The sequence below is a fragment of the Mucilaginibacter rivuli genome (assembly GCF_019391655.1).
Taxonomy (GTDB): domain Bacteria; phylum Bacteroidota; class Bacteroidia; order Sphingobacteriales; family Sphingobacteriaceae; genus Mucilaginibacter; species Mucilaginibacter rivuli.
In genome coordinates, this window is record NZ_JAHXPQ010000003.1 from 328,370 (window position 1) to 348,534 (window position 20,165).

General features: G+C 44.3%; 23 protein-coding genes. 12 read left to right on the forward strand and 11 right to left on the reverse strand.

Annotated features, from left to right (window positions below):
* The 5 genes from KXQ82_RS08645 to KXQ82_RS08665 all read left to right on the forward strand — a co-directional run bounded on the left by KXQ82_RS08645 (position 1) and on the right by KXQ82_RS08665 (position 2,433).
* Positions 1-429, forward strand: coding sequence for a VOC family protein (locus tag KXQ82_RS08645; protein WP_219487783.1), 429 nt, complete (start codon positions 1-3; stop codon positions 427-429).
* Positions 430-450: 21 nt separating this feature from the next.
* The gene (locus tag KXQ82_RS08650) at positions 451-1,098 is read left to right on the forward strand and encodes a Pr6Pr family membrane protein (protein ID WP_219487784.1); all 648 of its coding nucleotides are present in this window, start codon (positions 451-453) and stop codon (positions 1,096-1,098) included.
* 66 nt (positions 1,099-1,164) lie between these two features.
* Complete coding sequence (locus KXQ82_RS08655) at positions 1,165-1,455, forward strand: hypothetical protein (RefSeq protein WP_219487785.1); 291 nt, start codon at positions 1,165-1,167, stop codon at positions 1,453-1,455.
* A gap of 67 nt (positions 1,456-1,522) precedes the next feature.
* Positions 1,523-1,954: an SRPBCC family protein gene (locus KXQ82_RS08660; protein WP_219487786.1), complete on the forward strand. Its 432-nt coding sequence runs from the start codon at positions 1,523-1,525 to the stop codon at positions 1,952-1,954.
* A gap of 53 nt (positions 1,955-2,007) precedes the next feature.
* On the forward strand, positions 2,008-2,433 hold the full coding sequence (locus KXQ82_RS08665) for a DUF1801 domain-containing protein (RefSeq protein ID WP_219487787.1): 426 nt from the start codon (positions 2,008-2,010) through the stop codon (positions 2,431-2,433).
* 2 nt (positions 2,434-2,435) lie between these two features.
* Here the strand turns inward: KXQ82_RS08665 and KXQ82_RS08670 are convergent, their stop codons facing one another.
* Positions 2,436-2,864 carry a DUF983 domain-containing protein gene (locus tag KXQ82_RS08670; RefSeq protein ID WP_219487788.1) on the reverse strand — a complete coding sequence of 143 codons (429 nt, stop codon included), beginning with the start codon at positions 2,862-2,864 and terminating at the stop codon, positions 2,436-2,438.
* A 7-nt stretch (positions 2,865-2,871) separates the two neighbouring features.
* Positions 2,872-3,744, reverse strand: a complete 873-nt coding sequence (locus KXQ82_RS08675) for an AraC family transcriptional regulator (protein WP_219487789.1) — start codon at positions 3,742-3,744, stop codon at positions 2,872-2,874.
* Positions 3,745-3,907: 163 nt separating this feature from the next.
* On the opposite strand from KXQ82_RS08675, the gene KXQ82_RS08680 reads away from it, so the two are divergent.
* Positions 3,908-4,633 carry a DsbA family oxidoreductase gene (locus KXQ82_RS08680; RefSeq protein ID WP_219487790.1) on the forward strand — a complete coding sequence of 242 codons (726 nt, stop codon included), beginning with the start codon at positions 3,908-3,910 and terminating at the stop codon, positions 4,631-4,633.
* On the opposite strand, the gene KXQ82_RS08685 is transcribed toward KXQ82_RS08680, so the two are convergent.
* The 4 genes from KXQ82_RS08685 to rpoN form a co-directional block, all read right to left on the reverse strand.
* Complete coding sequence (locus KXQ82_RS08685) at positions 4,630-5,229, reverse strand: alpha-ketoglutarate-dependent dioxygenase AlkB family protein (RefSeq protein ID WP_219487791.1); 600 nt, start codon at positions 5,227-5,229, stop codon at positions 4,630-4,632. The genes KXQ82_RS08680 and KXQ82_RS08685 overlap by 4 nt on opposite strands.
* A gap of 1 nt (position 5,230) precedes the next feature.
* The gene (locus KXQ82_RS08690; protein WP_219487792.1) at positions 5,231-6,091 is read right to left on the reverse strand and encodes a bifunctional helix-turn-helix domain-containing protein/methylated-DNA--[protein]-cysteine S-methyltransferase; all 861 of its coding nucleotides are present in this window, start codon (positions 6,089-6,091) and stop codon (positions 5,231-5,233) included.
* 72 nt (positions 6,092-6,163) lie between these two features.
* Positions 6,164-6,385: a hypothetical protein gene (locus KXQ82_RS08695; protein ID WP_219487793.1), complete on the reverse strand. Its 222-nt coding sequence runs from the start codon at positions 6,383-6,385 to the stop codon at positions 6,164-6,166.
* A 48-nt stretch (positions 6,386-6,433) separates the two neighbouring features.
* On the reverse strand, positions 6,434-7,915 hold the full coding sequence (gene rpoN, locus KXQ82_RS08700) for an RNA polymerase factor sigma-54 (RefSeq protein WP_219487794.1): 1,482 nt from the start codon (positions 7,913-7,915) through the stop codon (positions 6,434-6,436).
* Between the two features lie 191 nt (positions 7,916-8,106).
* Between rpoN and mscL the strand changes: the two genes are divergently transcribed.
* The gene (mscL, locus tag KXQ82_RS08705) at positions 8,107-8,520 is read left to right on the forward strand and encodes a large-conductance mechanosensitive channel protein MscL (RefSeq protein WP_219487795.1); all 414 of its coding nucleotides are present in this window, start codon (positions 8,107-8,109) and stop codon (positions 8,518-8,520) included.
* A 168-nt stretch (positions 8,521-8,688) separates the two neighbouring features.
* Here the strand turns inward: mscL and mutS are convergent, their stop codons facing one another.
* Entirely contained in the window at positions 8,689-11,298 is a 2,610-nt protein-coding gene (gene mutS / locus KXQ82_RS08710; protein ID WP_219487796.1) for a DNA mismatch repair protein MutS, read from the reverse strand.
* A 139-nt stretch (positions 11,299-11,437) separates the two neighbouring features.
* Here mutS and KXQ82_RS08715 point away from each other — a divergent pair, with 139 nt between their 5' ends.
* Positions 11,438-12,079, forward strand: a complete 642-nt coding sequence (locus KXQ82_RS08715; RefSeq protein ID WP_219487797.1) for a hypothetical protein — start codon at positions 11,438-11,440, stop codon at positions 12,077-12,079.
* Between the two features lie 80 nt (positions 12,080-12,159).
* Entirely contained in the window at positions 12,160-12,717 is a 558-nt protein-coding gene (locus tag KXQ82_RS08720; protein WP_219487798.1) for a hypothetical protein, read from the forward strand.
* Here KXQ82_RS08720 and KXQ82_RS08725 read toward each other — a convergent pair.
* On the reverse strand, positions 12,714-13,490 hold the full coding sequence (locus tag KXQ82_RS08725) for a rhamnogalacturonan acetylesterase (RefSeq protein ID WP_219487799.1): 777 nt from the start codon (positions 13,488-13,490) through the stop codon (positions 12,714-12,716). The two genes, KXQ82_RS08720 and KXQ82_RS08725, sit on opposite strands and share 4 nt — an antisense overlap.
* 143 nt (positions 13,491-13,633) lie before the next feature.
* Here KXQ82_RS08725 and KXQ82_RS08730 point away from each other — a divergent pair, with 143 nt between their 5' ends.
* A complete protein-coding gene (locus KXQ82_RS08730; protein WP_219487800.1) occupies positions 13,634-14,716 on the forward strand; it encodes a hypothetical protein in 1,083 nt (360 codons plus the stop codon).
* Between the two features lie 90 nt (positions 14,717-14,806).
* Here KXQ82_RS08730 and KXQ82_RS08735 read toward each other — a convergent pair whose 3' ends face one another.
* Both KXQ82_RS08735 and KXQ82_RS08740 read right to left on the reverse strand, forming a co-directional pair.
* Positions 14,807-17,374, reverse strand: a complete 2,568-nt coding sequence (locus tag KXQ82_RS08735; RefSeq protein ID WP_255563544.1) for an ABC transporter permease — start codon at positions 17,372-17,374, stop codon at positions 14,807-14,809.
* A gap of 37 nt (positions 17,375-17,411) precedes the next feature.
* Positions 17,412-18,179 carry an ABC transporter ATP-binding protein gene (locus KXQ82_RS08740; protein WP_255563546.1) on the reverse strand — a complete coding sequence of 256 codons (768 nt, stop codon included), beginning with the start codon at positions 18,177-18,179 and terminating at the stop codon, positions 17,412-17,414.
* A gap of 39 nt (positions 18,180-18,218) precedes the next feature.
* On the opposite strand from KXQ82_RS08740, the gene KXQ82_RS08745 reads away from it, so the two are divergent.
* Both KXQ82_RS08745 and KXQ82_RS08750 read left to right on the forward strand, forming a co-directional pair.
* Positions 18,219-18,905 carry an arylesterase gene (locus KXQ82_RS08745; RefSeq protein WP_255563547.1) on the forward strand — a complete coding sequence of 229 codons (687 nt, stop codon included), beginning with the start codon at positions 18,219-18,221 and terminating at the stop codon, positions 18,903-18,905.
* Between the two features lie 73 nt (positions 18,906-18,978).
* Positions 18,979-19,533, forward strand: a complete 555-nt coding sequence (locus tag KXQ82_RS08750; RefSeq protein ID WP_219487801.1) for an FISUMP domain-containing protein — start codon at positions 18,979-18,981, stop codon at positions 19,531-19,533.
* A gap of 92 nt (positions 19,534-19,625) precedes the next feature.
* On the opposite strand, the gene lspA is transcribed toward KXQ82_RS08750, so the two are convergent.
* Positions 19,626-20,132 carry a signal peptidase II gene (gene lspA, locus KXQ82_RS08755; protein ID WP_219487802.1) on the reverse strand — a complete coding sequence of 169 codons (507 nt, stop codon included), beginning with the start codon at positions 20,130-20,132 and terminating at the stop codon, positions 19,626-19,628.
* Positions 20,133-20,165: the final 33 nt, after the last annotated feature.

Below are 20,165 nucleotides of genomic sequence, written 5' to 3' on the forward strand. Positions count from 1 at the left end.
ATGAGTACCCTACAACCCTTCCACATTGCTATACCTGTTCATGACCTGGAAGCGGCACGAAAATTTTACCGCGAGGTGCTCAACTGCCCCGAGGGCCGCAGCGATACTTTATGGACCGATTTTAACCTGTACGGCCACCAACTGGTTATCCACTATAAACCTAAACCCGCAGTTGAGGTACCGCAACACCATAACCCGGTTGATGGGCACGATGTGCCTATCCCCCATTATGGTGTTGTTTTAACATGGGATGCCTGGCACGAGTTGGAGGCACGGTTAAGGCAGCACAATATTAAATTTGTAATAGAGCCCGGTATACGCTTTAAAGGTAAGCCCGGCGAACAGGCGACGATGTTTTTTTTAGACCCGAGCGGCAACGCGCTGGAGTTTAAGGCTTTTAAAGACATAAGTCAGTTGTTCGCAGTTTAAATTAATAAAACCTACAATGTGATGAACATACAACCAGGCCCTAACAAAAAATTCTTAGCCGCTATAGTACTCATCAGTATATTTGCTTTGATAGCGCAATTATGCCTGAGTATACAAAACCGGCCCCATTCGGTTTCTCTTACCGAAGCCGTTATACGCTACTTCAGTTTTTTTACCATCGAGAGCAATATTTTGGTATCGCTTTGTTGTTGCGCGGTGTTGCTCGCCCCGGTATCTGCTTGGGGCAGATTCTTTTACAAGTCCAATACGCAATCGGCAGTGGCAGTTTACATTTTTGTGGTGGGACTGGTATACAATACCGTACTGAGACAGATATGGAATCCTACCGGCTTGCAAAAACTTGTAGATGAACTGCTGCATGTTGGCGTGCCGGTGTTATTTGTGATGTACTGGTTTTTTTACGTGCCGAAAGATACGCTGAAATGGAACATTACTTTATGGCTCATATTTCCGACTGCATATGCGGTTTACAGTTTTATACGCGGTGCTTTTACAGGCTATTACCCTTATCCGTTTATGGATGTAAATAAGCTGGGCACACAGACGGTAATACTGAATACCTGCGGCCTGGTATTAGGGTTTATGGTGGTCTGTTTGCTGGCGGTTGCCATCGGGAAGTTCATCGCACCTAAAAATATACCAGGTTAAATAATCGAAACAATACCGCTCCGCTCCTGTTGTCTTATCATTAGTATACCTAATAAACAAAATGTTATGGATAAGATAAGGAAATTTGATTTGATGGAGAAGATTGTCCACGAATTAGAGGATTTAAAGAACAGCCAGACCGCCTTGGTGCAAAAGCTGGCCAAAATAGAAGTGGACAATATTGAACTGGGCGACAAGCGCCTGGATAAAGACCTGCCGGATATGCACCAGCGTGTAGCCGACAACCTTGATGCTGTTAAAGGCATACTGGAGTACTTTGCCGGGCAAACCGAGGAGTATAACAACAAGAACAACATTGCTGCCCTTAAAGAGCAGGAAACAATAAACAACTTATAATATCCCTGTAGTTGATAAGGGGCTCCGTGCCTATGCGGAGCCTTATGTTAAACTTAAAACTGATGCCATGGCAAGCAACATGATAGCAGAAACCCACATTAGCATAAACGCCCCGGCAGCTAAAGTTTGGGAAGCGATAACCACCCCATCGCAAATAAAGAAATACCTGATGGGTACCAATGTAAAAACCGACTGGAAAGAAGGTAGCCCAATTGAATACGAGGGTGAGTACAATGGCAAAAAATATCATGATAAGGGTATGATCAAGAATATCATCCCCGAAAGCCTGTTTCAAAGTACCTACTGGAGTTCAATGGGCGGTAAAGAAGATAAGCCCGAAAACTACAACCTGGTAACCTACATGCTATCTCAAAAAAGTGGTAAAACTACGGTTACGCTCACGCAGGATAACGTGCACTCGGCAAAAGAAAAGGAACATGCTACACAAAACTGGGCCATGGTTTTAAAAAAGCTTAAAGAGGTGGTTGAAACAGAATAAACCATTGTAAATGTGATAGAGATAGGCTATTTTTAACTATCAATCCCATTACAATGGCCAAAAACAAAACCACCGAAACCGAGGTAAGTGTTGACGACTTTATCAGCGATATACCCGATGAGCGTAAACGTGCCGATAGTTACAAGATGATAGCCATGTGCAAAGAGGTTACCGGCTTTGATGCGAAAATGTGGGGACCAAGCATCATCGGCTTTGGCACGTACCATTACAAATATGAAAGCGGCCATGAGGGTGATATGCCCATAGCCGCGTTCTCACCACGTAAAGATGCCATCAGTATTTACTTGTGTTCTGGCTTTAAGCGCCGCCAGGAACTGTCTGCACAACTGGGTAAGTACAAAGACAAAGGCGGCCGTGGCTGTATCTACATCAAAAAGTTGGATGATGTAAATATGGATATACTTAAAGAAATGTACATAGCTTCAATGAAACAGGTACTCGAAGAGTTTCGCGGATAGCTTTACTGCAAGTACGGGTTTCTATAATTTACATCGGCCCTTTTTGGGTCAAAGTGCAGGTTTGGTGTTAACCAATATAATAAGATCACCCTTGAATACCTGAAGTTAATTGGTGATAACGCAAAGGCCGAACCCAACAACACTACAATGTAAAACCATGGGTTTTCACTTTGGGTTAGTGTGTAAGTGGCTACTGCGAGCGTAACAAGCAGCGCTACATTCATTGCATAACTAACAAACATGGCCACATAAAAATAACCCGGCTCTGTTTCAAACTTAAAGCCGCAGTGCGGGCAATTATCATTCATTTTTTGGCCTTTAAAACCATATATACTATTGGCAAACATATTGCCTGTTCTGCATTTGGGGCATTTGGCATGTATAGCGGCTTTCCATTCTGAGTTAACTAAACTGAGTTCCTGAGTTTTCATGGTATTATTATTTTAGTGCTTGTTTCTTAAATTCTTCGGGGGTTAGCCCTGTTTGTTTTTTGAAAAATTTAGTAAAGTAAGAGTTATCGGCAAAGTTGAGTTTGCCTGCAATCTCGGCAATGCTGAGGCTGTGGTTCACCAACATCCGTTTAGCTTCGAGGGCTATGCGGTTACGTATCACTTCGCCTGCAGGTATGCCCAATACATTATTGCAAAGGGCATTTAAATGGTTGGGCGTAATATAGAGCAACGCGGCATACTCTTTTGGCAGCTTTAGGGTTGTGTAGTTCTGCTCTATCAGTTTTTGGAAGCTTTTAAGTAAGGTATAATTGTAAGAAGTAACATCGCCGGGTTGCTGCCCTTTGTTAAGCCTGCCAATGGTAATAAACAATTGCAGCATTAACGCCTTAACCATATCTAAACCTAAATGTTGGTTGTTTTCACTTTCGTGGATGATATGCTCAAAGATGTTTTTTATTGGTGTGTGCAGCTCGGTTGGGATATCTACCACGGCATCATTAAGCGTACCGCTGAAGAAGGAAAACTGCTCCAGGTAGTCGGGCTTTAACAAAAATGAATGAAAGAAAGGCACCGAAAAGTTGATGACATAGCCATCAACTTTGCCTTCAAAGCTCCAGCTGTGCACCTGCCCGGGTATCATAAAATAAACCTGATAAGGCCTTACAACAAAGCTTTGAAAATCGATAGCATGCGTGCCGCCACCCTCTGTAAAAAGCACCAGGTGGTAAAAGGTATGCTTATGAGCCATGTGCAGGTTTTTATGAACCTGCAGGTATGGGGCAAACCTGCTGATGAGGATATCCTCCTGCTTAAATTGGGATAAGGTACAGATGTCGTATACAGGAAAATCTTTCTTCATAACACAACAAAGGTAAGTAAGTATGTGGTTACCTGAATGGTATTAGATGTGTGATTTATGGTACTATTTACTGATTGCAAAAATTAACTGTATAATTTAATCTTACAACTGCACGACATTTATCCTCCCCTGCTATCCTACCTTTGTGCAAAACAAACAAGCAATGGCATCAGCAAAAATGAAGGTAGAGGTATGGAGTGATATTATGTGCCCCTTCTGCTATATAGGTAAACGGAATTATGAAAGTGCACTGGCACAATTTGCAGGCAGTAAGGATATAGAAATAGAATGGAAAAGCTTCCAGCTTGACCCTACTATACCCGAGCAAACAGGCGAAAAACAGAATGTTTACGAATACCTTGCCGAGCGCAAAGGGATGAGTTATGAACAATCGGTTAAGATGCATGAGAATGTGGTGGAGATAGCCAAACACGCCGGACTGGCCTATAATTTTGATAAGGCCATTGTTGCCAACTCGTTCAGCGCGCATAAAATGATACAACTTGCTAAAACCAAAAGCTTAGGCGATGCCGCCGAAGAACGCCTGTTTTATGCCTACTTTACTGAAGGTAAAGACTTTGGCGATATTGAAACCCTGGTACAATTAGGTACCGAAATTGGCCTTGATGAAGCTGCCATCCGCACAGCCGTAAACAGCGAAGATTATGCTAAAAAAGTACGGGCCGATGTTGCTGAAGCACGTAACCTTGGCGGTGGCGGTGTGCCGTTCTTTGTGTTTAACCGCAAATATGCCATATCGGGTGCTCAGCCGCCAGAAGCTTTCCTGCAAACGCTGGATAAATCATTCGGCGAATGGCGGGCGGATAATCCGGCAAGCCCTTTTGAAGTAAGCGAGGGCCCGAGCTGCACGCCGGAAGGTTGTGATTAAACCATAGTACGAAAAGTAAGGTTCACCCTCGGTGTTGTTACCTTTTTGGTTTTAGGTAACGAATGTAACCAATGAGTTTGTGTAGTACCTTTCATCACCAATAGGCTGCCATGTTCTAACATAAGCGACACACCCTCCTTTGTTTCGCGATGCTTAAGCGCGAATTTACGTTCGGCACCAAAGCTTAACGAAGCTATGGTACTATCCTTACCCAACGACTTTTCATCATCACTATGCCAGGCCATACCTTCATCACCATTATGGTACAGGTTAAGCAGGCATGAGTTATAGATGGTAGTGGTATGTTGTTCAACAATGGCTTTCAGTTCAAGCAATTCCTTCGTCCAGGGTAAAGCATGGCGTGTAGTGCCCGAGTAAGCGTAAGAGTAATTCGCATTGCCATACCAGGCCACTTTACGTTTGGTAATAATGTGCTTGCCGAATATGATGGCTTCGTCGTTTTTCCAGGCTATATCGGTGAGCAGTTTTTTTAAATAATAATCAGCATGTAGTTTATCCACCATTTTGCCATAATAATTTACTTCGCCACCATAGGGCAGCAGGTTAGCAATTGTTTCTGCAGCGAATAGATCCATCTTATGCCTGCTGTTGAAAGTTAGATACCCGTGCCGCTTCCCAACCAATAATGGCCGTTTTGCGTGGGCTTCCCCAATGGTACTCTCCTATCTCGCCGGTCGAGCGTATCACACGGTGACAAGGGATAAGCAATGCCACAGGGTTATCGGCCACGGCGGACCCTACCGCACGTGATGCACGGGGATTATCAACCTTGCCTGCCAATTGCGAGTAGGTGGTCAATCCCCCCATGGGTACTTTAAGCAAAGTTTCCCATACTTTAAGTTGAAAGGCAGTACCCTTAAGGTGTAGTTTTATTTCGCCCAGCTTCTCCCAATCCTGCGTGAAGATAAAGATGGCATTTTGTTGTATGGTATCTGTTAATTGCTGGTAGACGGCGTTGGGGAAACGTTTTTTCAAATCCGCGAAAGCATCCTCGTCACCCTTATCGGCAAAAGCCATGTGGCAAATTCCCTTGGTGGTTGATGCTACGATGAGCGTGCCGAAAGGACTTTCTACAAAACTGTAATTGATGTTAAGCTCCTGCCCGCCATTTTTATATTCGCCGGGCGTCATTCCTTCAACTTTAATGAAAAGGTCATGCAGGCGGCCGGTACCTGATAAACCCGTTTCGTAAGCAGCATCAAACAGCGATGCCTGCTGTTCTTTCAGGATGGTTTTGGCATGCTCAACACTCAGGTATTGCAGAAATTGCTTAGGCGTAACGCCCGCCCAATCTTTAAACATCCGCTGAAAGTGAAAGGGGCTAAGGTTAACATGAGCTGCCGCCTCATCCAAACTGGGTTGACGTTTATAGTTGAGCTTCAGGTAATCTATAGCTTGCGCTATGCGATGATAATCCATATGCTGTTGTGTTTCCATATCCTTATTGTTTATGGTAACAAAAGTACTGCGGGTGTGGTTAGGTTAAAACCCGATTCTTGCGGAGTTGGATTACGGTTTGCTATTCGTTTGGTGGTATATTGAATACCTACCGGCAGTTTCAGCACTTGCGTGGGGACTAAACGGTTTATGAGTAATAATAGCCTTGCTCATAGTCATCTGTACTTTATACAGCCGGGTAGCCATTTCAAAACGTTCCTTATAAGTACGCTTTAAAGCTTCTTTTAAAAGCTCAATTTCGGCTTCATCAAAAGTTTTGTCCGTTTTATCCATAATGCAAGTGCTTATAGCTATCTCAAACTTACAAAAAAGACCGCTCTTTTATAACTCCTTCCTCAACCTCGCTACCGGTATATTCATTTGCTCACGGTATTTGGCTACGGTGCGGCGGGCTATGTTGTAGCCGTGCTCTTTCAATATGTCGGTCAGCTTTTCGTCGGCAAGGGGGTGGTGTTTGTCTTCGGCGCCGATGAAGTCTTCCAGTATTTTTTTTACCTCTTTGTTTGATACCTCTTCGCCACTGTCCATTTGTATGGCCTCGCTGAAGAATGATTTTAGTAGGAAGGTACCAAACTCGGTCTGCACATATTTAGAATTTGCCACACGCGATACGGTGGAGATATCCATGCCTATCTTATCGGCAATATCCTTTAAGATCATCGGGCGCAGGTTACGCTCATCGCCGGTAAGGAAAAAATCATACTGATAATGCATAATAGCATTCATGGTTTTGAGCAGCGTTTGCTGGCGCTGTTTAATGGCATCTATAAACCATTTTGCCGAGTCGAGCTTTTGCTTAACAAATTGTACGGCTTCTTTCAGTTTTTTATCCTTTTGCGATGCCTTATCATAATGCTGGAACATATCCTGATATGAGCGGCTTACACGTAATTCGGGTGCATTTTTGGAATTAAGTGTTAATATAAGCACCCCATCGTTATTGCTGATATGAAAATCAGGGATCACCTGCATTTGCTTAGTGTTTATCTCGTTACTGTCGCCAGGCTTTGGGTTGAGTTTCAATATCTCGTTAACAATCCCTTTTAGTTCATCGGGTGCCAGGTTAAGCGATTTCTCCAGTTTATCATAATGCTTGCGGGTAAACTCGTCCAGGTATTCTTCAACAACCAGCATCGCTTTTTTGATGATGGGTTCGTTCACATCCTTTTTACGCAATTGTATCAGCAAACATTCCTGCAGATCGCGGGCACCAACGCCGGGAGGATCAAACTGTTGGATCAGCTTCAGCATCTCCTCTACCTCATCATCTTCGGCCATTACGTTTTGTGAGAAAGCGAGATCATCGGTTATCGACATGATGGGCCTGCGCAGGTAACCATCGTCATCCAAGCTGCCTATAATTTGCTGCCCTATCCTAAAATCCTTATCCGAAAGCGGAACAAGATCCAACTGATTCTGCAAACTCTCGAAAAACGAGCTTTGAACGGCAATGGGTATCTCTTTCCTTTCTTCGTCATCATCACCGTTCTGGTCATATCGCGAACCATAATCGTTCACGTTATCATCCTGCAGGTAATCGTCTATATTAAACTCGTCAAACTCGCTTTGTTCATTATTATCGTCGCTGTTAAAGTTATCATCATCCGGGTCACGGTCGGGATAAGCTTCTTCGGGCTCGTTCATGTTGGATAAACTCAAATCTTCGAGGGCCGGGTTCTCTTCCAACTCCTCTTTTATTCGGGTATCTAATGATACAGTAGGCACCTGCAGCAACTTAATAAACTGTATTTGCTGCGGCGATAATTTTTGAAGGAGTTTCTGTTGTAGATTCTGACGTAACATATATTAGATGAACAAAAATACACTAATTACGCCGAACAAAAAAGCCAGCTTAAATAAGCAGCCCTTAATTATCCGGTAAGTAATAATGATCTTTCCGTTGGGTTTTCGGGGTAATAAACCATACTATTCTCAATTTGTTCTGTATAATTTAAAATATTACTAACTTCGGTATAAACCAAACACACAGTAATATGAGTATAGTTAAAGAGTTTAAAGAGTTTGCGATGAAAGGCAACGTTGTTGACCTTGCTGTTGGTGTTATCATTGGCGGCGCCTTTGGCAAAATTGTTTCATCTTTGGTTACCGACGTAATAATGCCGCCAATAGGTTTACTTTTAGGTGGTTTAGATTTTAAAGACCTGAAAATTCATTTAAAACCTGCAGTTGGTAAAAACCCCGAGGTAACCATGAATATTGGCGTTTTTATAAATACCGCTATCGATTTCCTGATTGTAGCTTTTGTGATATTTATGGTGATAAAAGGTATTAATGCCTTAAAACGTAAAGAAGAGGCCGCACCTGCCGAACCCGAAGCAGCACCTGCACCAACTAAAGAAGAAGTATTGCTGACCGAGATAAGGGATTTACTGGCAGCCAAAAAATAAAACTCAACCGTCATTGCGAGGCACGAAGCAATCTTCGATAGGCATTTATGCGATATACAAAGCGCGAATGCAAAGTTTAGGATTGCTTCGTACCTCGCAATGACGCGTTTTTGATATCAGGGTAAAATCCATCTTACCTCTCTCATCTTCCATGCCCTTAAAGGGCGTTTAGCTCTTTATCATTCGCTGTATCTCGTCCAGCTTCATCATGGCTTCAACGGGTGTGAGGGTATTTACATCGAGGTTGTTCAGCATATCGCGTATCTTCACCAGTACCGGGTCATCAATACTGAACATTTGCATTTGAACGGCCTGCTTTTGTACCTTTTTGATGCTTTCTTTAATACTTTCGCCGCCGGTGCGTTCGTGCTCCAGTTTTTTGAGTATCTCGTTGGCGCGGGTCAATACCTTTGGCGGCATGCCGGCCAGCTTGGCTACGTGGATACCAAAACTATGCTCGCTGCCACCAGGCACCAGCTTGCGTAAAAAGATGATCTTATGCCCTATTTCCTTTACGGTGACGTTGTAATTCTTCACCCGGGGAAACATATTGCTCAATTCGTTCAACTCGTGATAGTGCGTAGCGAACAGGGTTTTGGCTTTCGCCGATGGATGGTTATGCAGGTACTCGGCAATGGCCCATGCTATTGATATACCATCGTAAGTTGATGTACCGCGGCCTATCTCATCCAACAGGATCAAACTCCTGTCGCTCAGGTTATTCAAAATGCTGGCAGTTTCGTTCATCTCCACCATAAAGGTCGATTCGCCTGACGACAGGTTATCCGATGCACCAACCCTCGTAAATATCTTATCCACCAAACCAATGGTGGCTTCCTTTGCGGGGACAAAGCATCCCATCTGCGCCATCAGCACAATCAAACCTGTTTGTCTTAATAAAGCCGACTTACCAGCCATGTTGGGGCCGGTAATAATGATGATCTGCTGCGTATCCGAATCCAAAAAAACATCGTTGGTAATGTATTCTTCGCCCAAAGGCAAATTCTTTTCAATTACCGGGTGGCGGCCACCTTTAATATCGAGGATACGTGTATCATCTATCTTAGGCTTAACGTAATAGTTTTTAATGGCGATGGTTGCAAAATTTAGCAACACATCCAACTGCGCCACCAAATGCGCATTCAGTTGTACCGGCTTGATGTAACTCATCAAGGCATACAGCAATTCGTTGTATAAGCGGGTTTCCAGTGCCAGTATCTTTTCTTCGGCGCCTAATATCTGCTCTTCGTATTCCTTCAGTTCGGGCGTAATGTACCGCTCGGCATTAACGAGTGTTTGCTTGCGGATCCATTCGGCAGGAACCTTATCCTTGTGAGCATTACTTACCTCGAGGTAATAACCGAAAACGTTATTAAAGGCCACTTTTAGCGATGGTATCCGGGTTAACTCGGCTTCGCGCTTTTGTATTTCCAACAAATAGCCTTTACCGCCAAAAGCAATCTTGCGCAGGCGGTCCAGTTCTTCATCCAAACCTTCGGATATTACACCTCCTTTTATTACCATTACCGGTGGGTCAGGTTGTATTTCAGTTTCTATACGCTCTTTTATCAGCGTACAGGGGTTTAGTTGCTCTGCAATAGTTTGCAATGCCTTGTTTTGGCTTTGGCTGCAAATATTTTTAATAACTTCTATACTCTGCAAAGCTTTTTTTAATTGCCATACTTCGCGCGGATTCGCCTTTTGTAACCCTATTTTTGATATCAGCCTTTCCAGATCGCCAATATGGCGAATGTGTTGCTTTAGTTCTTCGCGCAGCTCTTCATAATTAATAAGGTGCTCCACAACGTTCAACCGGTCTTCAATAGGCTTGCGCTCTTTCAAAGGCATTACTATCCAGCGGCGCAACAGCCTCGCTCCCATTGGCGACGAGGTTTGGTCGAGCACATCAACCAGCGTAATGGCATTTTCGTTATTAGAACCAACCAGTTCCAGGTTACGGATGCTGTATCGGTCCATCCACAAAAATCTGTCCTCTTCTATCCGGCTTATCGCCGAAATATGCTGCAGGTTGCGGTGCTCGGTCTCGTTCAAATAATGCAAAGCCACACCCGCGGCTACGATGCCAAGGTTCAGCTTTTCGATGCCAAAACCTTTAAGCGATTTTACCTCAAAATGTTTTAATAGCGTTTCGGTAGCGTAATCGCCGCTGTAGGGCCATTCATCCAAAGTGTAAGTATAAAACCTGTCGCCAAAGGTTTCTTTAAAGTCGGCATTGCGACTTTTGGGGTAGATCACCTCGCTCGGGTTAAAGCTTTGCAGCAGCTTGTCGATATAATCGCTATTACCCTGCGCTGTTAAAAATTCGCCTGTCGAAATATCCAGCAGCGCTATTCCAACGCTGTTCTTCTCAAAATAAAGCGAAGCCAAATAGTTATTGGTTTTTTGCTGAACGATGTTATCGCCATAAGCAACACCGGGCGTAACCAGTTCGGTAACGCCACGCTTAACTATGGTTTTGGTGGTTTTAGGGTCTTCCAGCTGATCGCATATCGCTACACGCTGCCCTGCCCTTACGAGTTTTGGCAAATAGGTATCCAGCGAATGGTGCGGGAAACCCGCCAGTTCCTGGTGCATGGCCGCGCCGTTGGCACGCTTGGTAAGCACAATGCCCAGTATGCCCGCGGCCCTAATGGCATCCTCGCCAAAGGTTTCGTAAAAATCGCCTACGCGGAACAACAGCAGCGCACCCGGGTATTTTACCTTGATGGCATTGTATTGTTGCATTAAGGGCGTTTCTTTTGTTGCTGTAGCTGCCAAGTATGTTGTACTTATTGTTAAACGGCTAAGTTAACCCATTGCCCTGTTATACCGCAATTTGTTGAAAAGTTGCCCTTTTGTGGATTACAAAATTTAAGACCTGCTGCACTATCAAAAAAAATAAGCTTACTTTTAATACATGGTATTTATATATGGGTCCAATTTTTATGGTAAAGTAGCCCAGGTGAACCATCAATGGATCGAGACCAAGTTTGCTACATTTATGTTTTTTCCAATTTTCCCGATTGGTTCAATACTTGTTACTTCATCAAGTTTCAGGGAGCGGCAGGGCATTAACATCAGTACCTATAAAAAAAGTGTAGCAGCCACCTATGCCAGGATATTTAGCCTGCTATTTGCCATATGGTTCATTTATGATTTGTTTAGCTCTTACTCTTTCGGCAAACTTAACGACCTGGTCTGGGCGCTCATCTTCTCGGCTTTATGGGTTTATTTCTATTTTTTTTATGGCCGCCCCACTGCCGATGAGCTAACCATAAGAAACAAGGTTGGCACTGTTACCGGTATGTATGCTTTGCCTAACTGGTTTGATTTTTCATACAGGCGTAATAAACTGCGCGATTATGAAAACCTTTACAAAACAAAATACCCGGATAATGATTGGAAAACAGACTTGCGGGATAACCACACCGACCCTGAAAAACTACCGTTGCTATATATTATTGCGCTTTATAATTGCACGGTATATGACATTCCGGAAAATGATGAGCTATATAACAAAGCCGATTTGATGTATAACCCGGTAGCCAAACAGCCTTAACTGTTAATTAATTATTGTTGTACATTATTTGCACCGGTAAAAATAATAGCTAACTTTAAGTATAATACCTTTTATACCCTATGGCTTTCTTTAAACTACCCGCAATAATATGTGCGTTATTGCTAACCTGCATATGTGTTAAAACACGTGCGCAAGCCCAAAGCGATGATACTACCCAGCGCAGCTATTGGGCCAGCGTTGGCTACGGCGCCGGTACCTTTGCCGAAAACCAAACCGAATTTACCGTTGCAACCGAGTTAAAGAACAACTGGGTACTTGCAGGCAATGTACAGGCTGAGCTTGATGCCCGTAAAAGCTATGTACAAATGCATGTTGCCGAAGTATCTACCTATAACCTGTTAGCGGGTAAGCTACACCATCTTAAAACCTCTTTTTTTACTACATCTGTTGGCCTGGGTGTGGTGCACCGTAATTCGTTTGATACCAACGGCACACAAGGCGTGCAGCTAAATGAAACCGACGAGAATACCATAGGCGTACCCATAACTGTTCAGGGTTTCATTTTACCTTTAAAATGGCTGGGGCTGGGTTTAAGCGCTTATGTTAATTTAAACACGGTGCAAACCATTGCAGGCATCAACTTTTCTATTGCTATTGGTAAAATGGGTACCCGCTAATTAAGCAGGTATTTTTTAAAGGGTTGCTTTTTTAAACCTCTAAGTCCTTCAACCACGCAGGCGGCATTAAACTTTGCCCCGGCTTCTATCGTATGGGTATGGTCTTTCACGGTAAAGTAATCGGCCATCACTTTGGCTTCGCCAAGTTCATCGTAATGGTCGGCAATGATCTTGTTCAGGTCAATAAAATCAACACCCTTTTGTGTGGCTACTTCTTTATCAATAGCCACATACTCGGCGCCTACCCTATCTACCTTACCATCTTTCCAGATGTTGCGCGGCACCAGCGAAAGTACGATCGGGATACCGCCCATAGCCTTTGTTTCATCAATATACTTGCGGATATTATAGCCAAAAGAGTGTGCCATTACACTTTTTTGAGTTTTAGGGTTGGTAACCATGGTTGAATCATCGCCGTTACCTTTTAGGGTTGTCGGGTTCCCATCGTTATGGCCAAACTGGATCAATACGTAATCGCCTTTTTTAATATTTGGCCTTACCTTTTCCCAAAAGCCGCCTGTAACGAAGCTAAGGCTGCTGGTGCCACCAAAGGCTTTGTTTTGGATAGATATTTTGGTGGTATCGAACAACTCATGGATAAAATGCCCCCAACCCCATAAACCGCCATCGCCACGATCATATGTACCATTGCGCACGGTCGAATCGCCAATGAGCCAGAGGGTGGGTTTGTTATTCTCGCGCGTTTTGTAAATGGTAAACGAACTGAGCAGCACAAAGAGCACAATAAGCAAGGGCTGGTTGTATTTTTCCATGATGATAAATTGAACGGACCAGTAACGGTCCGGCATATAATTGGTTATGAATACTAATTTACGTGCTGATATCCTAACTTCAAACATAACATCGCAAATGTTACACGGTGCATTTTTGTATATTTAGGCTTCAAAACCTGAACTTGAAAAATCCAATTATCAAAATTACTGTTAGCCTTTGCTGCCTGGTGGTATTTTCCTGTGTTTCTCTCCCTGCTCACAGCCAGACGATCGATAGCGTCAAACGCAGCTATTGGCTGGGTTTTGGTTATGGTGGGGCAACCAATAAGCAAAGTATCAGCGGGTTTATTAACAACATCAACCTCAATTACCAGCTCCGGGGGAACCACCTTATCACCTTAAACGCGCAGGGCGATCTTGGCGAGCAGGCATTTTATACTCCTAAGCATGTTACCAATATATCTACCTTCGATATCCTTGGCGGGAAGATCTATTCACACAACTCCTCTATGTTCACATTACAGGCGGGCCTGGGCCTGGTGCACCTCCATGCGTACGACCGTACCAATATCCCATCCGATATCATTTACAATGAAAGCAACCGGTTCTCTGTTGGCATACCTGTTTCAGCACAAGCCTATCTTGTAGGTTTTAAAGCCATTGGTATAGGTGTGGGCGCGTGGGCAAACCTTAACCTGCTGCAACCTGTGGCGGGCGTTAATTTCAATTATGCCTTTGGCAGGATCATTACCCCCGGCAGGATACGAAACCACCATTTGAATGATAGCCTGAGAACGCCATCCAGCCTCTGGCTTTCCTTTGGTGTTGGGTCGAACAGCATTACCGATGCATGGGGCCGTTTTGATATGAATGTTGAAATAGCACACCGCTGGCTGTTAACCGGTAATGTAGCGGGTAGTATTGCTGAGCATATCATTAATGTTCCGACCCATGTAGCACGTCATGGTACTGCCGACCTGCTTTTTGGCAGGTTGTACAAAAAAGGCCAATGTCTGTTCAGCGCTTCGGCGGGGCTTGGCCTTACGCATTTTAACAGTTATGATACCGATGGCACCGGATCTTACCTTAACCAGCACATTCAAAACACTATCGGCATACCTGTTTTAGTGCAAGGCTATTTGGTTGGATTTAACACCCTTGGGGTAGGTATTGGCGGGTATGCTAATTTTAATACGGTACGCAACGAAGTTGGTTTAAGTTTGAGTTTTGCTTTTGGGAAAATGGTTACGGTGAAGAAATATTAGTGTGGTGGTTTTGGCTGTCGCAGATAAGCATGGCGTATCGTCCTCATAACCGGGCGGGTATAGCGGATTGGATTAGTTAAGATTTGACAATTACACATCCCTCCTCAACACCTCCAACGGAGGCTTGTTCAATACCCCACGGCTGTTCAACAATCCTATCAGCACCGTTAATAAGCTAATACCTAATAATATGCCCAGCACAGGTAATACTTGCGGATGAAACGCCGTATCGAACACATTACTTGCCAGCGCCCAGCTTCCCGCTAAGGAGAGCAATACACCGGTTGAAGATGCCAGGAAGCCTAAAAAGAAGTATTCCAGCGCGGTAATAGTTAGTATCTGGTTGCGGCTTGCGCCAAGGGTGCGCAGCAGCACACTCTCCTGCATGCGCTGGTATTTACTGATGCGCACAGAGGCAATGAGCACAATGATGCCTGTAATGATGCTGAACATAGCCATAAAGCGGATAACGAAACCTATTTTGCTCATCAGTTCATCAACTACGCTGATGATCAAACCCAGATCGACCACGGAAACATTCGGAAACTTATCTACCACCTTACTTTGAAAGGCTGCCGATATTTTGCTGCCTGGCACGCGGCTCAGCAATACGTAAAACTGCGGCGCCTGCTCCAATACCCCCGCCGGGAACACCACCAAAAAGTTAGTTTGTATCCTGTTAAAGTTAACCGTGCGGAAGCTCTTTATTACCGTATTAACCAACAGCCCCTGCACATTGAACAGCAAGTAATCGCCAATTTTAAGGCGCATGCTTTTGGCATAACGGTCTTCGACCGAGATAGGTATATCGCCATTAGCAGGTGCTTTGCCTATCCACTCCCCTTCTTTTAAGCGTTCGGTTCCGGTGAGCGTATCGCGGTAAGTAACCCGGTACTCACGACCAATAGCCCGTATAGATGGGCCTTTACCCAAAGTATCTTTTTTAAGTTGTACGCCTGTTTTACCGTTAATGTTCACCAAACTCATGGTCACTATCGGCACTTGCGATATTACCGGTAAGCCTTGTTTGCGGGTTAATTCGGCAACGCCTGCTTTCTGGCTGGCTTGTATATCAAACAGGATGAGGTTAGGCTGGCTGCCGCTGGATGAGAGTGCTACCCTTTGCATTAACAAACCCTGTATAAAAAACAAAGTACATATTAGCGCCGTACCCAAACCAATACTAACAATAAGTATTACCGACTGGTTATTGGGCCTGTACAGGTTAGAAAAGCCTTGCCGCCAAAGGTAACTCCATGAGAAGGGGAAGAATTTTTTCACCATAAACATGAGCAGGCGGGCTATCAGCGTCAGTATTAAAAAGGCAAGTAAAATAGCGATAACAAAGGCTATGGTTTGGCCGATATCTTTTAATTGCAGGTATGTAAAGCCTGCTATAAATGCCAGTATCAGCAAATACACCAGCCATTTCAGCGGATCGCGGGTTAGGCGGGTTTCCTCGAACGACATGCGCAGCGTATTGAGCGGCGATACGTTTCGTACCGATATCAGCGGAAGCAAAGCAAATAATATAGAGATGAGCACACCTAAAACAATACCCTGAATTATAGCTCCCCACGAAGTAGTAATATCAATAGCGAAAGGCAAAAAGTCTTTGAGCACCCAGGGTAATACCTGTTGGATGAACGTACCTAAAAGAGCCCCAACTACCGAACCGATAAAACCAACGCCAACTATCTGTATCAGGTAAATTAAAAAGGCCTGCCAGCCGTTTACACCCAGGCAGCGCAGTACAGCAATGGTATTTATCTTTTCGCGCACATAAATATGGATGGCGCTTGCCACGCCAATACAGCCCAATAGCAGGGCTATAAAGCCTACAAGCGACAAAAACCTTGTCAGGTCTTCGAACGAGCGCCCTGTTTGTTCTTTTTGGGTTTTGATGGTTTGGTAGTTTACCGCATCTCTATCCAGCTTTGGCTCAAGTCTTTTGATGAGCGCCTCCATATCCACCTTTTTATCGAATTTGAAGTAATAGCTCGACTGGATACGACTACCCGCCTGCGATAAGCCTGTTTTTTCGAGGTACCGCATAGGGATATAAACTATTGGCGCAATGCTGGATTGTATGCCTACCGAACCGGGTGCTTTATTAAGCGTACCCGCAACACGGAAAGTTACCTGCCCTACCTTAACCGAATCGCCCACCTTAACGCCAAATTGCAGCATCAGCGTTTTATCAACCAGAGCTTCTTTACCTTTTCGGAAATCAACGCCCGCGGCAGCGGGCACGGTTTCTATCGTACCATAGTATGGAAAATCACCTTCAAGCGCTCTCACCATGGTTAAGCGGGTGCCGTTTCCTTTCGGGAACAATACCATGGAAACAAAATTGCGCTCCTGCGATTTACGGGCGTCCAGGCTATCAACAATTTTTTGCACATCTGGGGTAATGGGTTTATTGGAATTGAACACCAAATCGGCTCCAATTAGCGTGGCGGCCTGGTCGTCGATGTTCTGCCGCAGGTTATCCCCAAAGGAATAGATGGCTACCAATGCAGCTATACCCAAAATGATAGATGATATGAATAAAAACAAGCGCGAACGGTTACGCCTGCTATCGCGCCATGCCATCAGGAAAAGCCATGGGAGGTTTAGTTTTCTTTTGGTCGGGTTTGTCATTGGGTCATTTGTCATTGAGTCATTTTTTCTTTAGGATGCGATATACAATGACTTAATGACCAATGACTAATGATTGCGCAGCATCTGATACAATATGCCCGCCTTTTATCCTGATGATCCGCTGTGTTTTAGCAGCAAGCTCCAGATCGTGGGTAACAAGGATGAGCGTTGTACCCGCTTCGCGGTTAAGATCGAAGATGAGTTTTACTACCTTTTCGCTGGTTTCAGCATCGAGGTTACCGGTGGGTTCATCGGCAAATAATATCTTGGGCGCATTGCTGAATGCCCTTGCCAGCGATACCCGTTGTTGCTCGCCGCCGGAGAGTTGGGTTGGGTAATGGTGGCCGCGTTCGGCTAAGCCTACTTTGCCCAACAGTTCAACAGCCCGTGCTTTGATGTTCTTTTCGCCGCGCAATTCTAAAGGGACCATCACGTTCTCTAAAGCTGTAAGTGTAGGCAACAGCTGGAAATTCTGGAAGATAAAGCCTACATGCTGGTTACGTACATGTGCGCGTTCATCTTCGCTCAGACTGTCGAGCGCTATGCCATTCAGTTCAACCGACCCTTCAGATGAGCGGTCGAGACCGGCGCAAAGGCCAAGCAGCGTGGTTTTACCACTGCCCGAAGGGCCAACAATGGCAGCTGTCGAGCCTGCCGCAATGGCGATATTGATGTTATGGAGTACGGTTAGGGGCTGACCGCCGCTTTGATATGTTTTACTAAGGTTTTTGATATTGAGTATATGATCCACGGGGAAATTGTTAGCGTTGTTAAAGGATTGTAAAATAGTGCTATTGTTAAACTTAAATGTCATCATCATGTTTAAATAATGTGATATTTACTTTTAGAAACACATTTTATGTATAAGTTACAATTTTGCGCGTTAATAATATCCGTTGCCCTTATGCCGGCTTGCGGAAGCCCCGATAATAACAAAGCCGAAACTACTACCCACGCATCCGCTACAGCGCCTGCACAAAGCGCCAATACCAAAACCATACTGGTATTTGGTGATAGCTTAACCGCGGGCTATGGATTAGATGATGCCGCTTCCGAATCCTACCCTTCCATCATTCAACAAAAAATAGATTCGGCCGGGTTGGCTTACAAAGTGGTTAATGGCGGTCTTAGCGGCGAAACATCGGCCGGTGGCTTAGGCCGTATTGACTGGCTGCTGCGCCAAAAGGTTGATGTTTTTATTTTGGAGCTTGGCGCGAATGACGGCCTGCGCGGCTTACCGGTGGAGCAAACAGCGAAGAATTTGCAGAAGATAATAGATAAGGTGAAAGGTAAATATCCTGATGTAAAAATTATCCTTACGGGGATGATGGTGCCGCCAAATATGGGTGCTGATTATGCCAATAATTTTAAAGCAGTTTTTCCGGAGCTGGCAAAAAGGAATAATGTAAGCTTAATCCCTTTTCTCCTTTCAAATGTAGCAGGTAACCCCGGCCTTAATCAAAAAGATGGGATACACCCAACTGCAAAAGGAGCTAAGATAGTAGCGCAAAATGTTTGGGAAGGGTTGCAGCCATTATTGCAATAAAAGTTTATGGAATTGGAATTGGTTTTACATCTGTGATATAAAAATTATAGATTTAGCAAACCAATTTAACCTTATGAAACTTTTAAGAACCTATTACAAAACACTCCTATTCCCTTCATTATTTATTGTTTCGGCCTGCGCGGTGCAGAAAGAAACCGTATTTAAACGCGGCTCATTTGTTGATGAGCGCGATGGCCACGTTTACAAAACCGTAGTTATAGGCAAACAAGTATGGATGACCGAAAACCTGGGCTTTGCTACCAAATTTGGTTCGATGGATTATGATAAGCTGCCGGGCAATACCAAAGTATACGGCAAGCTTTACAATTACAGTGCATTGCCTGATGCCTGCCCTACAGGATGGCACGTACCCAGCGATGCCGAGTGGAACAAAATGCAAAGCTTGCTGCCTGATGATATTTCAAAAATGAATTTTCAGTATGCCGGATACTTCGGTTCGGGCAAGTTCTCGCACATTGGCGAGGATGGCCGCTACTGGACCTCAACTCAAAAAGGCTTCCCGGTTATTACCCGCATGCTGTACCGTAACGACAATAATATCCGCAGTACAGAGAATGGTATTGCGCTTGGTTTAAGTTTGCGTTGCGTTAAGGACACCATTTTTTAAAAAATGCACCAGGTAGTTATTCAGCTGTAAGGTTGCTATCCGAAATTCAGCGTCCACGCCACGGATTTATCGTGAGCGTGGACGTATGTTGATTATACCTCAACAAGAGTTTGAGGTTCACGCCTGGTAAAAAACAACATCATCCCTATCGCCCCCACCGTAATACACACATCGGCGACATTAAAAATCCCGGTGCGCAGGTTTTGGATACCTATGTTCATAAAATCGGTTACGTGCCTATCGAAGAAGATACGGTCTATCAGGTTGCCCATTCCTCCCGCAAAGATGAGCGCCAAGCATATCACTTTCGCACGGTTAAGTTCATTGGCTTTGCGTATGGTATAAACCAACAAAGCTACCATCAGCGCAAGCGGCATTATGCTTAAAGCCCAAAAGCTAATGGCTTTTGGCAGGCTGTCGCCAAGACTTAGAGCGGCACCTGTATTTTCGGCATACTCCAAGCGGATGGTGTTGTGGAAATATGATATATCAGGGTGATTCATCAGATGTGTTTTGGCCAGTTCTTTGGTGTAACGGTCGCAGCCAATAAACACTACCGATACGAGGCAGAAGAGGATGATCTTAAAACGAAATTGCATAAGGTAAAAATAGTTAAAATTTGATTAAAGGGG